The organism is Streptomyces sp. Je 1-332 (assembly GCF_040730185.1).
Lineage (GTDB): Bacteria > Actinomycetota > Actinomycetes > Streptomycetales > Streptomycetaceae > Streptomyces.
In genome coordinates this window covers 1,332,608-1,350,057 of the sequence record NZ_CP160402.1, presented here as the reverse complement: position 1 = coordinate 1,350,057, position 17,450 = coordinate 1,332,608, and the positions used below count along the sequence as shown (strand labels likewise).

The following is a 17,450-nucleotide window of genomic DNA, read 5'->3' as shown; positions in this document are numbered from 1 at the left end:
GTCGACGGTCGAGGATCGATACCATGGGCTCTTCGGGGCCTGACCGGGGGACCCGGATCGCGCACAGGGAGCGCCTCTTGCCAGACGATTCCAAGGCACTCACCGCCGCCAAGGCCGCAGAGGCCAAGCGCGCGGCGGCGCATGCTGCCACGCCCGCGAAGAACGCGACGCCCGCGAGGCAGCAGGAGAGCACGCCCCCCAGCGCCCCCGGCGGCACATCCGCACCGAGTACACCTGGCGACAGCGCCCAGCGTGACAAGCCGGTCGCCGAAGCCCGCCCCAAGCCCCCCACGGAGGCCCGGGCAGGCAGTACGACGCCCACGCCCCGCCCCACCGCGGCCAGGAACGAGCGCTCCGGCTCCTCCAACCGCGTACGCGCCCGCCTGGCCCGCCTCGGCGTCCAGCGCTCCAACCCCTACAACCCGGTCCTGGAGCCCCTGCTGCGGATAGTGCGCAGCAACGACCCCAAGATCGAGACGGCCACGCTGCGGCAGATCGAGAAGGCGTACCAGGTCGCCGAGCGCTGGCACCGCGGCCAGAAGCGCAAGAGCGGCGACCCGTACATCACGCACCCCCTCGCCGTGACGACGATCCTCGCCGAGCTCGGCATGGACCCGGCCACGCTGATGGCGGGCCTGCTGCACGACACCGTCGAGGACACCGAGTACGGCCTCGACACCCTCAAGCGCGACTTCGGGGACCAGGTCGCCCTGCTCGTCGACGGCGTCACCAAGCTGGACAAGGTCAAGTTCGGCGAGGCGGCGCAGGCCGAGACCGTGCGCAAGATGGTCGTCGCCATGGCCAAGGACCCCCGCGTCCTGGTCATCAAGCTCGCCGACCGCCTGCACAACATGCGCACGATGCGTTACCTCAAGCGCGAGAAGCAGGAGAAGAAGGCGCGCGAGACCCTGGAGATCTACGCGCCCCTGGCCCACCGCCTGGGCATGAACACCATCAAGTGGGAGCTGGAGGACCTCGCCTTCGCGATCCTCTACCCCAAGATGTACGACGAGATCGTGCGTCTGGTCGCCGAGCGCGCCCCCAAGCGCGACGAGTACCTCGCCATAGTGACCGACGAGGTCCAGGCCGACCTGCGCGCCGCCCGCATCAAGGCCACCGTCACCGGACGCCCGAAGCACTACTACAGCGTCTACCAGAAGATGATCGTCCGCGGCCGTGACTTCGCGGAGATCTACGACCTGGTGGGTATCCGGGTCCTCGTCGACACCGTGCGCGACTGTTACGCCGCGCTCGGCACCGTCCACGCGCGATGGAACCCGGTCCCCGGCCGGTTCAAGGACTACATCGCGATGCCGAAGTTCAACATGTACCAGTCGCTGCACACGACGGTCATCGGCCCCAACGGCAAGCCCGTCGAGCTCCAGATCCGCACGTTCGACATGCACCGCCGCGCCGAGTACGGCATCGCCGCGCACTGGAAGTACAAGCAGGAGGCCGTCGCGGGCGCCTCCAAGGTGCGCACGGACGTGCCGAAGAAGGCCGGCGGCAAGGACGACCACCTCAACGACATGGCGTGGCTGCGCCAGCTCCTGGACTGGCAGAAGGAGACCGAGGACCCGAGCGAGTTCCTGGAGTCGCTGCGCTTCGACCTGTCGCGCAACGAAGTCTTCGTCTTCACGCCGAAGGGCGACGTCATAGCGCTCCCTGCGGGCGCGACCCCGGTCGACTTCTCGTACGCCGTCCACACCGAGGTCGGCCACCGCACCATAGGGGCCCGGGTCAACGGACGGCTCGTGCCGCTCGAATCGACCCTGGACAACGGCGACTTGGTGGAGGTGTTCACCTCCAAGGCGGCCGGCGCGGGCCCGTCCCGCGACTGGCTCGGCTTCGTCAAGTCACCGCGGGCGCGCAACAAGATCCGCGGCTGGTTCTCCAAGGAGCGCCGTGACGAGGCCATCGAGCAGGGCAAGGACGCCATCGCGCGGGCCATGCGCAAGCAGAACCTGCCGATCCAGCGCATCCTCACGGGCGACTCCCTGGTCACCCTCGCGCACGAGATGCGCTACCCCGACATCTCGTCCCTCTACGCGGCGATCGGCGAGGGCCACGTCACCGCGCAGTCCGTCGTGCAGAAGCTCGTCCAGGCACTCGGCGGCGAGGAGGCCGCCAACGAGGACATCGCCGAGAGCACACCGCCCTCGCGCAGCCGCAGCAAGCGCCGCGCCAACGCCGACCCCGGCGTCGTCGTCAAGGGCGTCGAGGACGTCTGGGTCAAGCTGGCCCGCTGCTGTACGCCGGTGCCGGGGGACCCGATCATCGGCTTCGTCACGCGCGGCAGTGGCGTATCGGTTCACCGCAGCGACTGCGTGAACGTCGACTCGCTCTCCCGTGAGCCCGAGCGCATCCTCGAGGTCGAGTGGGCGCCCACCCAGTCGTCGGTCTTCCTGGTCGCCATCCAGGTCGAGGCCCTCGACCGCTCGCGCCTGCTCTCGGACGTCACGCGCATCCTCTCGGACCAGCACGTGAACATCCTGTCCGCGGCCGTCCAGACCTCCCGCGACCGGGTCGCCACCTCGCGCTTCACGTTCGAGATGGGCGACCCCAAGCACCTGGGCCATGTGCTCAAGGCGGTCAGGGGAGTCGAGGGTGTGTACGACGTGTACCGCGTGACGTCGGCGCGCAGGCCGTAAACCGGGTCACTACGTAGAGGGGCTCCCGTACGTCACGTACGGGAGCCCCTCTACGTAGTGTGCGAAAAACTCAGCCGCCGAACTCGTGCAGACCCTTGAGCGCCTGGTCGAGCAGCGCCTGGCGGCCGTCGAGCTCCCTCTGGAGCTTGTCGGCCTTGGCGTTGTTGCCCGCGGCGCGAGCCTTCTCGATCTGCTCCGTCAGCTTGTCCACCGCCGCCTGCAGCTGCCCCGTCAGGCCCGCGGCCCGGGCTCGCGCCTCGGGGTTCGTGCGGCGCCACTCGGCTTCCTCGGTCTCCTGCAGGGCGCGCTCCACCGCGTGCATCCGGCCCTCGACCTTCGGCCGCGCGTCACGCGGGACGTGGCCGATGGCCTCCCAGCGCTCGTTGAGCGTACGGAAGGCGGCGCGCGCCGACTTGAGGTCCTTCACCGGGACGAGCTTCTCGGCCTCCTCGGCCAGCTCCTCCTTCAGCTTCAGGTTCTCCGTCTGCTCGGCGTCCCGCTCCGCGAAGACCGAGCTGCGCGCCGCGAAGAACACGTCCTGTGCGCCGCGGAAGCGGTTCCACAGGTCGTCCTCGTGCTCACGCTGGGCGCGGCCCGCGGCCTTCCACTCGGTCATCAGGTCGCGGTACCGCGCGGCCGTCGGACCCCAGTCGGTCGACCCGGAGAGCGCCTCGGCCTCGCCGACCAGCTTCTCCTTGGTCTTGCGGGCCTCCTCACGCTGGGCGTCAAGCGAGGCGAAGTGAGCCTTGCGCCGCTTGGAGAACGCCGAGCGGGCATGCGAGAAGCGGTGCCACAGCTCGTCGTCCGACTTGCGGTCCAGGCGCGGCAGACCCTTCCAGGTGTCCACCAGGGCGCGAAGACGCTCCCCCGCCGCCCGCCACTGCTCGCTCTGGGCGAGCTCCTCGGCCTCGACGACCAGCGCCTCCTTGGCGTGCCTCGCCTCGTCCGACTGCTTGGCCTTTTGGACCTTGCGCTCTTCACGGCGCGCGTCGACGGTCTCGACGAGCTTGTCCAGACGCGTGCTGAGGGCGTCCAGATCGCCGACCGCGTGCGCCTCGTCCACCTGCTGGCGCAGGTGGTCGATGGCGGTCATGGCCTCCTTGGCCGACAGATCGGTCGTTTTCACCCGGCGCTCGAGAAGTCCGATCTCGACGACCAGACCGTCGTACTTGCGCTCGAAGTAGGCGAGGGCCTCGTCAGGAGATCCCGCCTTCCACGAACCGACTTCGCGCTCACTGCCGTCGGCCTTGCGCACGTACACGGTCCCCGTCTCGTCGACGCGGCCCCACGGGTCGCTGCTCACAGCGCCTCCTCCACATGATGCCTGCGCAGGGCCTCGGGCCCCCGGCATCGTCCACAGTTTCGTCACCGCCAAGATAGGCGACCGGCGGGGCGGCTGTCCGCACCCCGCGCGTCCGAAGTTTGCCCGCGGGCGGTCAGGATTTCGACACGGTCGCCTTGTTGATGACGACCGTCGCGTTCGGGGCGCCCTCGCCCTGCCCGGTGCTCTCGCCGGCGTCGGCGATCTTCTTGAGCACCTTCATCCCGGAATCGGAAATGGTCCCGAACGGTGTGTAGTCGGGCGGCAGCTGACTGTCCTGGTAGACCAGGAAGAACTGGCTGCCGCCGGAGTCACGGCCCTTCTTCTCCTGGGCGTTGTACTGGTTGGCCATCGCGACCGTACCCGCCGGATACACGTTCCCCTTCAGGCTCTTGTCCTTGAGGTTCTCGTCCGGGATCGAGTAACCGGGGCCGCCCTCGCCGGTGCCCTTCGGGTCACCGCACTGCAGGACGTAGATGCCGCCCGAGACGAGCCGGTGGCACTTCGTGTGGTCGAGATAGCCCTTGTTCACAAGGAAGTTGAAGGAGTTGACGGTGCGCGGAGCCTTGGCCGCCGAGAGGTTCAGGTCGATGTCGCCGCAGGTGGTGGCGAGCTTCATCGTGTAGTCGGCCGACTTGTCGATCGTGAGCTTCGGTTCCTTCTTGAAGCTGAGCGGCTTCACCTTGCCGCCCGCGGGCTTCTCGCAGGGATCCGCCTTGGTGGTGGGGTTCGCGTTCGATGTTTTCTCCGACGTGCTGTCGTCGTCGAAGGCGCCTGCCGCGTACGACACGGCGCCGCCCGCCAGGACCACCGCGAGCGCCGAGGCGATCACCGCGTTGCGCATCCGCGCCCTGCGTCGCGCGGCCTCCCGGCGCTGCTGCTGCCGCAAGAACTTCTCCCGGGCGAGCTGACGCCGCCGCTGATCGTTGCTGACCACCGGGTGATCTCTCCTCTGCGTGGATGACCGCTTCTGTTAGCCCCGTACCGTATATGGGTTAGCTGTGGAATCGGGAGCGCCGGTAGGCTCTGATCTGCCGCGATCCCGCGCGGTCACCTCCGCCGGACGACGAACGAAGGACGATCGTGCTCATTGCCGGGTTTCCCGCCGGGGCCTGGGGCACCAACTGCTACTTGGTCGCCCCCGCCGCAGGCGAGGAGTGCGTGATCATCGACCCGGGCCACCAGGCCGCCGAGGGAGTCGAGGAAGCACTCAAGAAGCATCGGCTCAAGCCCGTCGCGGTCGTCCTCACCCATGGCCACATCGACCATGTCGCCTCGGTCGTGCCGGTCTGCGGTGCGCACGACGTACCCGCGTGGATCCACCCCGACGACCGGTACATGATGAGCGACCCGGAGAAGGCCATCGGCCGTTCCCTCGGCGCGCAGCTGCTCGGCGAACTGACCGTGGGGGAGCCCTCCGACGTCAAGGAGCTGGCCGACGGCGCCCGGTTGAAGCTCGCCGGTCTGGACTTCTCCGTCGCGCACGCGCCGGGGCATACGAAGGGGTCGGTGACGTTCCAGCTCCCCGAGTCCGCCGAGGTTCCCTCGGTGTTCTTCTCGGGCGACCTGCTCTTCGCCGGCTCCATCGGCCGCACCGACATGCCCGGCGGATCGCACGACGAGATGCTCGAATCGCTGGCGCGCGTGTGCCTGCCGCTCGACGACTCGACCGTGGTCCTGCCCGGTCACAACGAGCACACGACCATCGGCCGTGAGCGCGCCACCAACCCGTATCTGCGTCAGGTGGCCGCCGGCCTGGGAGCCGACGCTCCCCGACGAGGAATGTGACGAGAGAAAACCCGTGAGCACCTTCAAGGCCCCCAAGGGCACCTACGACCTCCTGCCCCCGGACTCGGCGACGTATCTGGCGGTGCGCGAGGCCATCTCCGCGCCCCTGAAGAACTCCGGCTACGGCTACGTCGAGACCCCCGGCTTCGAGAACGTCGAGCTGTTCTCGCGCGGAGTCGGCGAGTCCACCGACATCGTCTCCAAGGAGATGTACGCCTTCGAGACCAAGGGCGGCGACCAGCTCGCCCTCCGCCCCGAAGGCACCGCCTCCGTGCTGCGCGCGGCCCTGGAGGCCAACCTGCACAAGGCGGGCAACCTCCCGGTCAAGCTCTGGTACTCCGGCTCGTACTACCGCTACGAGCGCCCGCAGAAGGGCCGCTACCGCCACTTCTCGCAGGTCGGCGCCGAGGCGATCGGCGCCGAGGACCCGGCCCTCGACGCCGAGTTGATCATCCTCGCGGACCAGGCGTACCGCGCGCTCGGCCTGCGCCAGTTCCGCATCCTGCTGAACTCGCTCGGCGACAAGGAGTGCCGCCCCGTCTACCGCGCCGCGCTGCAGGACTTCCTGCGCGGGCTCGACCTGGACGAGGAGACACGTCGACGTATCGACATCAACCCGCTGCGGGTCCTCGACGACAAGCGCGACGACGTCCAGAAGCAGCTGGTCGGCGCCCCGATGCTGCGCGACTACCTGTGCGACGCGTGCAAGGCGTACCACGAGCAGGTCCGCGAGCTGATCACGGAGGCGGGCGTCGCCTTCGAGGACGACGAGAAGCTGGTCCGCGGCCTGGACTACTACACCCGCACGACTTTCGAGTTCGTCCACGACGGCCTCGGCTCGCAGTCCGCGGTCGGCGGCGGCGGTCGCTACGACGGCCTGTCCGAGATGATCGGCGGCCCCTCGCTGCCGTCGGTCGGCTGGGCGCTCGGCGTGGACCGCACGGTCCTCGCCCTGGAGGCGGAGGGCGTGGAACTCGAACTGCCCTCGGCGACCAGTGTGTTCGCGGTGCCGTTGGGCGACGAGGCGCGCCGGGTGCTGTTCGCCAAGGTGACCGAGCTGCGCAGGGCGGGCGTCGCCGCCGACTTCTCGTACGGCGGCAAGGGCCTCAAGGGAGCCATGAAGAACGCCAACCGCAGCGGCGCACGCTTCACGATCGTCGCCGGTGAGCGTGATCTTGCCGAGGGTGTCGTCCAGCTCAAGGACATGGAGTCCGGGGAGCAGGACGCCGTCGCGGTGGACGAGATCGTGGCCGTCCTGAAGGGCAAGCTGGCCTAGCCTCGCGCGCGCAGACGAAGGGCCCCGGCGAACCGAACGCCCGGGGCCCTTCGCACGTACCTCCTTATCTCCATCGAACGGTGGAGACCCGCGTGCGTGCGGCACAATGTCCCTGCCCCCAGGCCCCCCAAGCGACGGAACGGCGTGATGAGCAAGACGACCCCGGCAAGCGGAAGCCGCCCCTCCCAGCAGGATCACGACCACGGGGGAAGGGACGCGGACGCGCCACGCAGTGTCGGCGGGAGCCGTGCGTTCGCGCTGCTTCTGGTGATCACGGGTGCGGCGGGACTGCTCGCGGCGTGGGTCATCACGCTGGACAAGTTCAAGCTCCTCGAAGACCCGGACTTCACGCCCGGCTGCAGCCTGAATCCGGTGGTCTCCTGCGGCAACATCATGAAGAGCGAGCAGGCGTCGGTGTTCGGGTTCCCGAACCCGATGCTGGGCATCGCCGCATACGCCGTCGTGATCTGTGTCGGCATGAGTCTGCTGGGCCGTGCGCGTTTCCCGCGCTGGTACTGGCTGACGCTGAACGCGGGCATGCTCTTCGGCGTCGGTTTCTGCACGTGGCTGATGTACCAGTCGCTGTACGAGATCAACTCGCTGTGCCTGTGGTGCTGCCTGGCCTGGGTCGCCACGATCGTCATGTTCTGGTACGTGACCTCGTTCAACGTCCGTAACGGCTTCCTGCCCGGGCCGTCCTGGCTGCGTACGTTCTTCGCCGAGTTCACCTGGGTGCTTCCGGTGCTGCACGTCGGCATCATCGGCATGCTGATCCTCACCCGCTGGTGGGACTTCTGGACCAGCTGACAGCGCCGGGGGCGTTGTCAGTGGGCTGACGTAGGGTTCGAACCGTGGAGCCCGATCTGTTCACCGCAGCCGCCGAGGACCGCCAGGAGAAGGACCCGTCGACGAGTCCCCTGGCCGTCCGGATGCGCCCGCGCACCCTGGAAGAAGTCGTCGGCCAGCAGCATCTGCTGAAGCAGGGCTCGCCCCTGCGGAGGCTGGTCGGCGAGGGCGGCGGAGGACCGGCGGGACCGTCGTCGGTGTTCCTGTGGGGACCGCCCGGCATCGGCAAGACGACCCTTGCCTACGTGGTCTCCAAGGCCACGAACAAGCGCTTCGTGGAGCTCTCCGCGATCACCGCCGGAGTGAAGGAAGTCCGCGCGGTCATCGAGGGCGCCCGGCGCGCGATGGGCGGCCACGGCAAGGAGACCGTCCTCTTCCTGGACGAGATCCACCGCTTCAGCAAGGCCCAGCAGGACTCCCTGCTACCCGCCGTCGAGAACCGCTGGGTCACGCTCATCGCGGCGACGACCGAGAACCCGTACTTCTCGATCATCTCCCCGCTCCTGTCCCGCTCCCTCCTCCTCACGCTCGAACCCCTCACGGACGACGACCTGCGCGGGCTGCTGCGCCGGGCGCTCGCCGAGGAGCGGGGCCTCGGCGGCGCGGTGGAGCTGCCCGAGGACACCGAGGAGCATCTCCTGCGGATCTCCGGCGGCGACGCCCGGCGCGCGCTCACCGCCCTGGAGGCCGGCGCGGGCTCGGCTATCGCCAAGGGGGAGAAGGAGATCACCCTCCAGACCCTGGAGGAGTCGGTCGACCGCGCGGCCGTGAAGTACGACAGGGACGGCGACCAGCACTACGACGTCGCGAGCGCCCTGATCAAGTCCATCCGCGGTTCGGACGTGGACGCGGCCCTGCACTACCTGGCCAGGATGATCGAGGCGGGCGAGGACCCCCGCTTCATCGCACGGCGCCTGATGATCTCCGCGAGCGAGGACATCGGCCTCGCCGACCCCACGGCACTGCCCACCGCGGTCGCCGCCGCCCAGGCCGTCGCGATGATCGGCTTCCCGGAGGCAGCGCTCACCCTCAGCCACGCGACGATCGCCCTCGCCCTGGCCCCGAAGTCGAACGCCGCGACGATCGCCATCCAGTCAGCCCAGGCCGACGTCCGCGCGGGCCTCGCGGGCCCCGTCCCGCCCCACCTGCGCGACGGGCACTACAAGGGAGCGGCCAAACTCGGCCACGCCCAGGGCTATGTGTATCCGCACGACGTGCCGGGCGCGATCGCCGCCCAGCAGTACGCACCGGACACCGTCGCCGCCAAGCGTTACTACCAACCCACGCGCTATGGGGCCGAGGCGCGGTACGCGGACGTGGTGGAGCGGGTTCGGGAGCGCCTCAAGGGGGAGTAGCCGCCCGGCTTCCGGCGGGCGGACCCCGGCGCTCCCGCCTACGCTCGGCGCCATGGGCACAGCAGCGGGATCGCGCGCGGGTGCCCTCCTGCTCGTTGCCGCCCTCGCCACGGCCTGCACGCCACCGCAGCTGGAGCGCGCCGAGTCCCGCCGCGCGACCGGGACAGCGAAGGAGGCCACGGAGTCGACGGCGAAACCGTCGCCCACGGCCGCCCTCGTCGGCCCCGGCTTCCCGCCCACCGCCGCGCAGGCCCGCGACCAGCTCACCGGCCTCACCGTCGCATGGGGCAAGAACTGGCAGACGTACAAGCGCTCCGCGTTCGGCGTCGGCTGGTCCGACGACACCGACGCCCCCGGCGGCCGCAACGGCTGCGACACCCGTGACGACGTCCTTCGACGCGACCTGAAGGACCTGCGCGAGGGCGACCGCAACCCCTGCGTGGTCCTCTCCGGCGTCCTGCACGACCCGTACACCGGCAAGGAGCTGCCGTACTCCTACCGTCGCGCCTCGCAGATCCAGACCGACCACGTCGTCGCGCTCGGCGCCGCCTGGCGGGCCGGAGCCTGGGCGTGGACCGCCGAGCGGCGCCTCACATACGCCAATGACCTGGACGTCCTGCTCGCCGCCGACAAGGCGACGAACTACACGAAGAGCAGTCAGACCCCCGACAAGTGGAAGCCCCCGCGCAAGGAATACTGGTGTGAGTACGGCCGCCGCTGGACCGGGATCAAGGCCAAGTACGCCCTCACGGTCACGGCCCCCGAGAAACTGGCCCTCCAGGACCTCCTCGCCACCTGCGGCTGAGGCAGGTGCCCCGAGACGCCCGCGGCCGAGGCACCCCTCGGCACCCGGTACACTTGCCCGAAGTGCTGCGTCCCGTGTCCGGTCTCGTACCGGCACCACCAGAACGGGACATCCAGCCGGAGCCCAGGACCTCACCGTCCAGGGATCTCCAGGAGCGTCGCGCACCGTCGAAGGTGTCGCGGGCAGCCCACCACCATCTCGTACTCCGGGAAGCGGTCGGTGGGCCACTCGCGTGCTGCACATAGTGCCCAGACCAGGGAGCGGCTGCCCGCCGGATCCAGCACCACCGGATCCGATGGGTTTCCCAGGCTGCGGATGCGACCTCCCCTAACCCTGGTGAAGCCGATTTCACAATGAACAGAGAGGTTGGTTCATGCCGAACCAGTCCCGCCCCAAGGTCAAGAAGTCGCGTGCCCTCGGCATCGCGCTGACCCCGAAGGCCGTCAAGTACTTCGAGGCCCGCCCCTACCCGCCGGGCGAGCACGGCCGTGGGCGCAAGCAGAACTCGGACTACAAGGTCCGTCTGCTCGAGAAGCAGCGTCTGCGCGCGCAGTACGACATCAGCGAGAAGCAGATGGCCCGTGCCTACGACCGCGCCAAGAAGGCCGAAGGCAAGACCGGCGAGGCCCTGGTCATCGAGCTCGAGCGCCGTCTCGACGCCCTGATCCTGCGTTCGGGCATCGCCCGCACGATCTACCAGGCCCGTCAGATGGTCAGCCACGGCCACATCGAGGTCAACGGCGGCAAGGTCGACAAGCCGTCGTTCCGCGTCCGTCCCGACGACGTCGTGATGGTCCGCGAGCGCAGCCGCGAGAAGCCGCTGTTCCAGGTCTCCCGTGAGGGCGGCTTCGCCCCCGACGGCGAGATCCCGCGTTACCTCCAGGTGAACCTGAAGGCCCTGGCCTTCCGTCTGGACCGTGACCCGAACCGCAAGGAGATCCCCGTGATCTGCGACGAGCAGCTCGTCGTCGAGTACTACGCCCGCTGACCCGGACGTAGCTCTCCCTGCTTCAGCCCGTCGCCCGCCCTCCCTTCGTGGTGGGGCAGGCGGCGGGTTTTCGCGTTGCTCCGGGTGCCGGTGCGCAGGGCGCGCGACACCGCCGCGTCCGGGGCGAGACGGGCCCCGACGGCCACGCACTCCTCGTAGCGGGCATCGCCGAGCTGCTCGCGGGCCTGCGACTCGCACAGCGCGTGCGGCCCGCCGAAGTTCCCCGAGCCGAACAGCGGAAGGCCGACCGAAGGCCAGATGCGGGACGCGGCGCCCTGCAGCACCGCCGCCTCCGCGGGATCGCCCTCCACCGCGGTGAACAGGGCGAGCAGCTCGATCGCGAGCACCGTGCCGAGCAGATCGTTGAAGGCGTGGTCCAGGGCCAGGCACCGCATGACAAGCTCGCGCGCGGTCGCGGCCTCACCGCGCGTCCAGGCCGCGAAGCCCAGTACGTAGAGGGCGTACGCGAGAGTCCAGCGCTCGCCGTGGTCCTCGCAGACCTGGCGTACGTCCTCGCAGAGCTCCACCGCGGCGGCCAGCTCCCCGCGGAAGGCGAGGGCCATCGCCAGCTCGACCTGGCCCATGAGGACGTTGCTGTTGAGTTCGCCGATCTCGCGGTACTGCTCAAGGGCCGAGCGCAGCAAGGTCTCGGCGCGCTCCATGTCGTCCGAGAGCAGGGCGAGGCAGCCGATGCGGTGCACGGCGTACGCGGTCGCGATGGAGCTGCCGGTACGTTCCGCCTCGTCCTTGCACTCCTGCAGCGCGGCGAGCGCGGCGACGGTGTCGCCCTGAAGGACCGCGACGTAGCCGAGCACCCACAGCGCCTTGAGGCGCGACTCGTCGTGGCCGCCGTCCAGCTCCAGGGCGCGGTCCAGCCAGTGCCGCCCCTCCGCGAGCCGCCCGCAGCCCACCCAGTAGAACCACAGGCTGCCCGCGAGGTACTGGCCCAGATGCGTCTCGTCCGGCTCGGTCAGGCAGTACTCCAACGCGCCCCGCAGATTGGGCAGTTCACAGTCGACGAGCTCGGCGACCCGCGCCTGGCGCGGCGAGAACCAGTCCAGCTCGCACCACGTGGCGAGGCCCATGTACCAGTCGCGGTGCCTGCGCCGCATCCGCGCCGCGTCGCCGGACGCCTCCAGCCAGTCGGCGCCGTACGCCCGGACCGTGTCGAGCATGCGGTAGCGGACGCCGGCCGGCCCTTCCTCGCGGGTCACGATGGACTGCGCGAGCAGCTCGCCGAGTACGTCGAGTACGTCGTCGGCGTGCAGGCCGTCGCCGCTGCAGATGTACTCCGCCGCCTCCAGGTCGAAGGGACCGCAGAACACCGAGAGCCGCGACCACAGCAGACGCTCGCCCGCCGTGCACAGCTCATGGCTCCAGCCGATGGCCGTCCGCAGGGTCTGGTGCCGCGGCGGCACATCGCGCCGCACCCCGGTGAGCAGCGTGAAGCGGTCGTCGAGCCGGGCGAGGAGCTGGGCGGGCGAGAGGGCCCGCAGCCGCCCCGCCGCCAGCTCGACGGCGAGCGGGATCCCGTCCAGGCGGCGGCAGAGCTCCGCCACGTCGGCCTCGTTCTCCTCGTCGAGGGTGAAGCCGGGGAGCCCCGCCGCCGCACGGTCGGCGAAGAGCACGGCCGCGTCCGGGGCGGGCAGCGGCGCGAGCGGAAAGATCCGCTCGCCTCCGGTGTCGAGGGGGCGGCGGCCCACCGCGAGCACGCGGAGCCCGGGGGAGTGGTGCAGCAGATCCCCCACCAGTGAGGCGCACGCCTCCACGAGGTGTTCGAACCCGTCGACGACGAGGAGGACTTCCCGCTCCGCGAGATGGTCGAGCAGGACCTCGCGCGGTGTGCGGTGCGTGTGGTCCGTCAGGCGCAGCGCGTCGGCGACCGCGTGCTCCACCAGATCCGGGTTCCTGACCCCGGCGAGCTCCACCAGCCAGGCGCCGTCCGCGGGCACGGCGCCGCAGGCGGCCCGGACAGCCAGGCGCGACTTGCCGACACCGCCGACCCCGGTCACCGTGACCAGGCGTCCGGACTCCAACGCGGCAGCCAGAGAGGCGAGTTCGCCGGTGCGTCCGACGAAGGCGTTCAGCTCCAGAGGGAGGTTGCCGGGTCTCGGCGGGCGTGCTGGGGAGCCGTGCCGCCGGTTACCGGTGCCCTGATCGCGTCGCATGAGATACGGAGCGTACCCATCCGTAAGCAGTCCGTACAATCACTTCAGGTAACTCCCTTGCTCCCGCGCGGTAATGCGGTGCGGAGCCTTCGCCCCGGCGCGATAGGGTCGGGGGACGACTTTTCGATGTTCGGGACCGACGATCAGGGAGCGGTGCACAGTGTCCGGTGGAGAGGTGGCCGGGATCCTGGTGGCCGTCTTCTGGGCGATCCTGGTCTCCTTCCTGGCCGTGGTGCTGGTGAGGCTGGCGCAGACGCTCAGGGCGACCACCAAGCTCGTCGCGGAAGTGACCGAGCAGGCCGTTCCGCTGCTCGCGGACGCCTCCACCGCGGTGCGCTCCGCGCAGACGCAGATCGAGCGGGTCGACGCCATCGCGTCGGACGTCCAGGAAGTCACCTCGAACGCGTCGGCGCTCTCCACGACGGTGGCCTCCACCTTCGGCGGGCCCCTCGTCAAGGTCGCGGCGTTCGGTTACGGGGTGCGCAGAGCCCTGGGCCGCAAGGCAGGACCCGAATCAACCAATGTGCCCCCGGCGTCCGCCCGACGTACCGTGATCGTGGGGCGCACCGTCCCCTCAGCGCGGCGGCGGGGCAAGCGGAAGAAGGACTGACGCAGCGATGTTCCGCCGTACGTTCTGGTTCACCGCGGGCGCCGCTGCCGGTGTGTGGGCCACCACCAAGGTCAACCGCAAGATCAAGCAACTGACCCCCGAAAGCCTCGCGGCCCAGGCCGCGAACAAGGCGGTCGAGGCGGGTCACAAGCTCAAGGACTTCGCTCTCGACGTCCGCGACGGCATGGCACAGCGCGAGGCCGAACTGGGTGAGGCCCTGGGCCTGGAAGCCCCGGCCGACCCGGAACTGCCCGGTCAGCGCCGCGTGGTCGTGGCCATCGAGGACGGCACGATCAGCAAGACCAGCAGGACCGACAAGAACAAGCAGGGCAAGTACCTCTCGAACACGAAGTACTCGTACAACCGGAATGAGGACCACTGATGGAGTCGGCCGAGATTCGCCGCCGCTGGCTGAGCTTCTTCGAGGAGCGCGGGCACACCGTCGTCCCTTCGGCGTCGCTCATCGCGGACGACCCGACTCTGCTCCTCGTCCCCGCGGGCATGGTGCCCTTCAAGCCCTACTTCCTGGGTGAGGTCAAGCCGCAGTTCTCGCGCGCCACGAGCGTGCAGAAGTGCGTGCGTACGCCCGACATCGAAGAGGTCGGCAAGACCACGCGGCACGGCACGTTCTTCCAGATGTGCGGCAACTTCTCCTTCGGCGACTACTTCAAGGAAGGCGCCATCATGTACGCCTGGGAGCTGCTCACCAGCTCCGTGGCGGACGGTGGCTACGGCCTCGACCCCGAGCGTCTGTGGGTGACGGTCTACCTCGACGACGACGAGGCCGAGACCATCTGGCGCGAGAAGGTGGGCGTCCCCGCCGAGCGCATCCAGCGCCTGGGCAAGAAGGACAACTACTGGTCCATGGGCGTCCCCGGTCCCTGCGGCCCCTGCTCCGAGATCAACTACGACCGAGGCCCCGAGTTCGGCGTCGAGGGCGGCCCGGCGGTCAACGACGAGCGCTACGTGGAGATCTGGAACCTGGTCTTCATGCAGTACGAGCGCGGCGAGGGCACCTCGAAGGAGGACTTCGAGATCCTCGGCGACCTGCCGAGCCAGAACATCGACACCGGCCTCGGCCTCGAGCGCCTCGCGATGATCCTGCAGGGCGTACAGAACATGTACGAGACCGACACCCTGCGCGTCGTCATGGACACCGCCACCGAGCTGACCGGCGTCCGCTACGGCGCCGAGCAGGGCTCGGACGTCTCCCTGCGCGTGGTCGCCGACCACATGCGCACGTCCGTGATGCTCATCGGTGACGGCGTCACGCCCGGCAACGAAGGCCGTGGCTACGTCCTGCGTCGCATCATGCGCCGCGCCATCCGCAACATGCGCCTGATGGGCGCCACGGGCCCGGTCGTCCACGAGCTCGTCGACACGGTCATCAAGTCGATGGGCGAGCAGTACCCCGAGCTCCGATCCGACCGGAAGCGCATCGAGACCGTCGCGCTCGCCGAAGAGGCCGCCTTCCTCAAGGCCCTCAAGGGCGGCACGAACATCCTCGACACCGCCGTCACCGAGACCAAGGCCGCCGGCGGCAAGGTCCTCGCCGGCGACAAGGCGTTCCTGCTGCACGACACGTGGGGCTTCCCGATCGACCTCACCCTGGAGATGGCCGCCGAGCAGGGCCTGTCCGTGGACGAGGACGGCTTCCGGCGCCTGATGAAGGAGCAGCGGGAGCGCGCGAAGGCCGACGCCCAGGCCAAGAAGACCGGCCACGCCGATCTGCACGCCTACCGCGAGATCGCCGACAACTCCGGCGTCACGGACTTCACCGGCTACACCCTCACCGAGAACGAGGCCGTGATCGTCGGCCTCCTGGTCAACGGCGCCTCGTCCCCCGCCGCGCGCGAGGGCGACGAGGTCGAGGTCGTCCTCGACCGCACCCCCTTCTACGCCGAGGGCGGCGGCCAGATCGCCGACTCGGGCCGGATCCGCCTGGAGAACGGCGCGGTCGTCGAGATCCGTGACGTGCAGAAGCCGGTCCCCGGCGTGCACGTCCACAAGGGAGTCGTCCAGGTCGGCGAGATCACCGTCGGCGACCAGGTCTGGGCCTCGATCGACGTACACCGCCGCCGTGCCATCGCCCGCGCCCACTCCGCCACGCACCTCACGCACCAGGCGCTGCGCGACGCGCTCGGCCCGACGGCCGCCCAGGCCGGTTCCGAGAACCAGCCGGGCCGCTTCCGCTTCGACTTCGGCTCCCCGTCGGCCGTGCCCACGGCCGTCATGACGGACGTCGAGCAGAAGATCAACGAAGTCCTCGCGCACGAGCTCGACGTGCAGGCCGAGGTCATGTCGATCGACGACGCCAAGAAGCAGGGCGCCATCGCCGAGTTCGGCGAGAAGTACGGCGAGCGGGTCCGTGTCGTCACCATCGGCGACTTCTCCAAGGAGCTGTGCGGCGGCACGCACGTCCACAACACCGCCCAGCTCGGCCTGGTGAAGCTGCTCGGCGAATCGTCCATCGGTTCGGGCGTGCGGCGCATCGAGGCCCTGGTCGGCGTCGACGCGTACAACTTCCTCGCCAAGGAGCACACGGTCGTCGCCCAGCTCCAGGAGCTGGTCAAGGGCCGTTCCGAGGAGCTGCCCGAGAAGGTCTCCGCCATGCTCGGCAAGCTGAAGGACGCCGAGAAGGAGATCGAGAAGTTCCGCGCGGAGAAGGTCCTCGCGGCCGCCGCCGGTCTCGTCGAGTCCGCCAAGGACGTACGAGGCGTCGCGCTGGCCACCGGCCAGGTGCCGGACGGCACGGGCGCCGACGACCTGCGCAAGCTGGTCCTCGACGTCCGCCACCGCATCCCCGGCGACCGCCCGGCCGTGGTCGCCCTGTTCACGACGGCCAATGGCCGCCCGCTGACGGTCATCGCCACGAACGAAGCCGCACGCGAGCGCGGCCTCAAGGCCGGCGACCTCGTCCGTACGGCCGCCAAGACCCTCGGTGGCGGTGGCGGCGGCAAGCCGGACGTCGCCCAGGGCGGCGGCCAGAACGCCGCGGCCATCGGTGACGCCATGGCCGCCGTCGAGCGCCTCGTGGCAGAGACGGCCTGATGGACGACTCTTCAGTGGGCATGCGCAGGGGCCGGCGTCTGGCCATCGACGTCGGTGACGCCCGGATCGGGGTCGCCTCGTGCGACCCCGACGGGATCCTCGCCACGCCGGTGGAGACGGTGCCGGGGCGCGATGTCCCGGCCGCCAAGCGCCGGTTGAAGCAGCTCGTCGACGAGTACGAACCGATCGAGATCGTCGTCGGTCTCCCTCGCTCCCTCAACGGGGGCGAGGGCCCCGCGGCCGCCAAGATCCGCGTGTTCGTACAGGACCTCGCCCGCATGGTCGCCCCCATTTCGGTGAGGCTCGTGGACGAGAGGATGACCACAGTGACGGCCAGTCAGGGGCTGCGCGCCTCGGGCGTGAAGTCCAAAAAGGGCAGGTCTGTCATCGATCAGGCGGCGGCCGTCGTCATCCTTCAGCAGGCACTGGAGTCCGAACGGGCGTCAGGTAAAGCTCCGGGCGAGGGCGTCGAAGTGGTCATCTGATCGCGATACGGTAACGTTCCGCGCGATGCGGCGGTGTTCGAACAGCTGCCGCACAGCATCAAGAGGCGGAACGGTTGCCCTCCCACTCAGACGGCGGCCCCGCCTC

General features: G+C 69.7%; 14 protein-coding genes. 11 read left to right on the top strand and 3 right to left on the bottom strand.

Annotation, left to right across the window (positions count from 1 at the left end):
* Positions 1-77: 77 nt before the first annotated feature.
* Positions 78-2,651, top strand: coding sequence for a RelA/SpoT family protein (locus ABXJ52_RS06275; protein ID WP_367039965.1), 2,574 nt, complete (start codon positions 78-80; stop codon positions 2,649-2,651).
* A gap of 70 nt (positions 2,652-2,721) precedes the next feature.
* Here the strand turns inward: ABXJ52_RS06275 and ABXJ52_RS06270 are convergent, their stop codons facing one another.
* Positions 2,722-3,954, bottom strand: a complete 1,233-nt coding sequence (locus tag ABXJ52_RS06270; RefSeq protein WP_367039963.1) for a DUF349 domain-containing protein — start codon at positions 3,952-3,954, stop codon at positions 2,722-2,724.
* A 133-nt stretch (positions 3,955-4,087) separates the two neighbouring features.
* Positions 4,088-4,909 carry a peptidylprolyl isomerase gene (locus ABXJ52_RS06265; RefSeq protein ID WP_367039961.1) on the bottom strand — a complete coding sequence of 274 codons (822 nt, stop codon included), beginning with the start codon at positions 4,907-4,909 and terminating at the stop codon, positions 4,088-4,090.
* Between the two features lie 146 nt (positions 4,910-5,055).
* Between ABXJ52_RS06265 and ABXJ52_RS06260 the strand changes: the two genes are divergently transcribed.
* The 6 genes from ABXJ52_RS06260 (at position 5,056) to rpsD (ending at position 11,030) form a co-directional block, all read left to right on the top strand.
* A complete protein-coding gene (locus tag ABXJ52_RS06260) occupies positions 5,056-5,760 on the top strand; it encodes an MBL fold metallo-hydrolase (protein WP_367039959.1) in 705 nt (234 codons plus the stop codon).
* Positions 5,761-5,773: 13 nt separating this feature from the next.
* A complete protein-coding gene (gene hisS, locus ABXJ52_RS06255; protein ID WP_367039957.1) occupies positions 5,774-7,036 on the top strand; it encodes a histidine--tRNA ligase in 1,263 nt (420 codons plus the stop codon).
* A gap of 147 nt (positions 7,037-7,183) precedes the next feature.
* A complete protein-coding gene (locus tag ABXJ52_RS06250; protein WP_367039955.1) occupies positions 7,184-7,843 on the top strand; it encodes a vitamin K epoxide reductase family protein in 660 nt (219 codons plus the stop codon).
* Between the two features lie 44 nt (positions 7,844-7,887).
* Positions 7,888-9,237 carry a replication-associated recombination protein A gene (locus tag ABXJ52_RS06245; protein ID WP_367039953.1) on the top strand — a complete coding sequence of 450 codons (1,350 nt, stop codon included), beginning with the start codon at positions 7,888-7,890 and terminating at the stop codon, positions 9,235-9,237.
* Positions 9,238-9,289: 52 nt separating this feature from the next.
* Positions 9,290-10,042: an HNH endonuclease family protein gene (locus ABXJ52_RS06240; protein ID WP_367039951.1), complete on the top strand. Its 753-nt coding sequence runs from the start codon at positions 9,290-9,292 to the stop codon at positions 10,040-10,042.
* A 373-nt stretch (positions 10,043-10,415) separates the two neighbouring features.
* Positions 10,416-11,030 (top strand): 30S ribosomal protein S4, encoded by a 615-nt coding sequence (gene rpsD / locus ABXJ52_RS06235; protein WP_160503779.1) that lies wholly within the window; start codon positions 10,416-10,418, stop codon positions 11,028-11,030.
* Here rpsD and ABXJ52_RS06230 read toward each other — a convergent pair.
* On the bottom strand, positions 11,018-13,198 hold the full coding sequence (locus tag ABXJ52_RS06230; RefSeq protein ID WP_367039948.1) for a regulator: 2,181 nt from the start codon (positions 13,196-13,198) through the stop codon (positions 11,018-11,020). The genes rpsD and ABXJ52_RS06230 overlap by 13 nt on opposite strands.
* A 160-nt stretch (positions 13,199-13,358) precedes the next feature.
* Here ABXJ52_RS06230 and ABXJ52_RS06225 point away from each other — a divergent pair, with 160 nt between their 5' ends.
* From ABXJ52_RS06225 to ruvX, 4 genes are read left to right on the top strand one after another with little or no spacing between them, the layout of a single operon-like run.
* Positions 13,359-13,808: a DUF948 domain-containing protein gene (locus ABXJ52_RS06225; protein ID WP_367039947.1), complete on the top strand. Its 450-nt coding sequence runs from the start codon at positions 13,359-13,361 to the stop codon at positions 13,806-13,808.
* Between the two features lie 7 nt (positions 13,809-13,815).
* Entirely contained in the window at positions 13,816-14,190 is a 375-nt protein-coding gene (locus ABXJ52_RS06220; RefSeq protein ID WP_367039945.1) for a DUF6167 family protein, read from the top strand.
* Positions 14,190-16,859 (top strand): alanine--tRNA ligase, encoded by a 2,670-nt coding sequence (gene alaS / locus ABXJ52_RS06215; protein ID WP_367039943.1) that lies wholly within the window; start codon positions 14,190-14,192, stop codon positions 16,857-16,859. Before ABXJ52_RS06220 ends, alaS begins: the two co-directional genes overlap by 1 nt.
* Positions 16,859-17,344: a Holliday junction resolvase RuvX gene (gene ruvX / locus ABXJ52_RS06210; protein ID WP_367039942.1), complete on the top strand. Its 486-nt coding sequence runs from the start codon at positions 16,859-16,861 to the stop codon at positions 17,342-17,344. Before alaS ends, ruvX begins: the two co-directional genes overlap by 1 nt.
* Positions 17,345-17,450 lie beyond the last annotated feature (106 nt).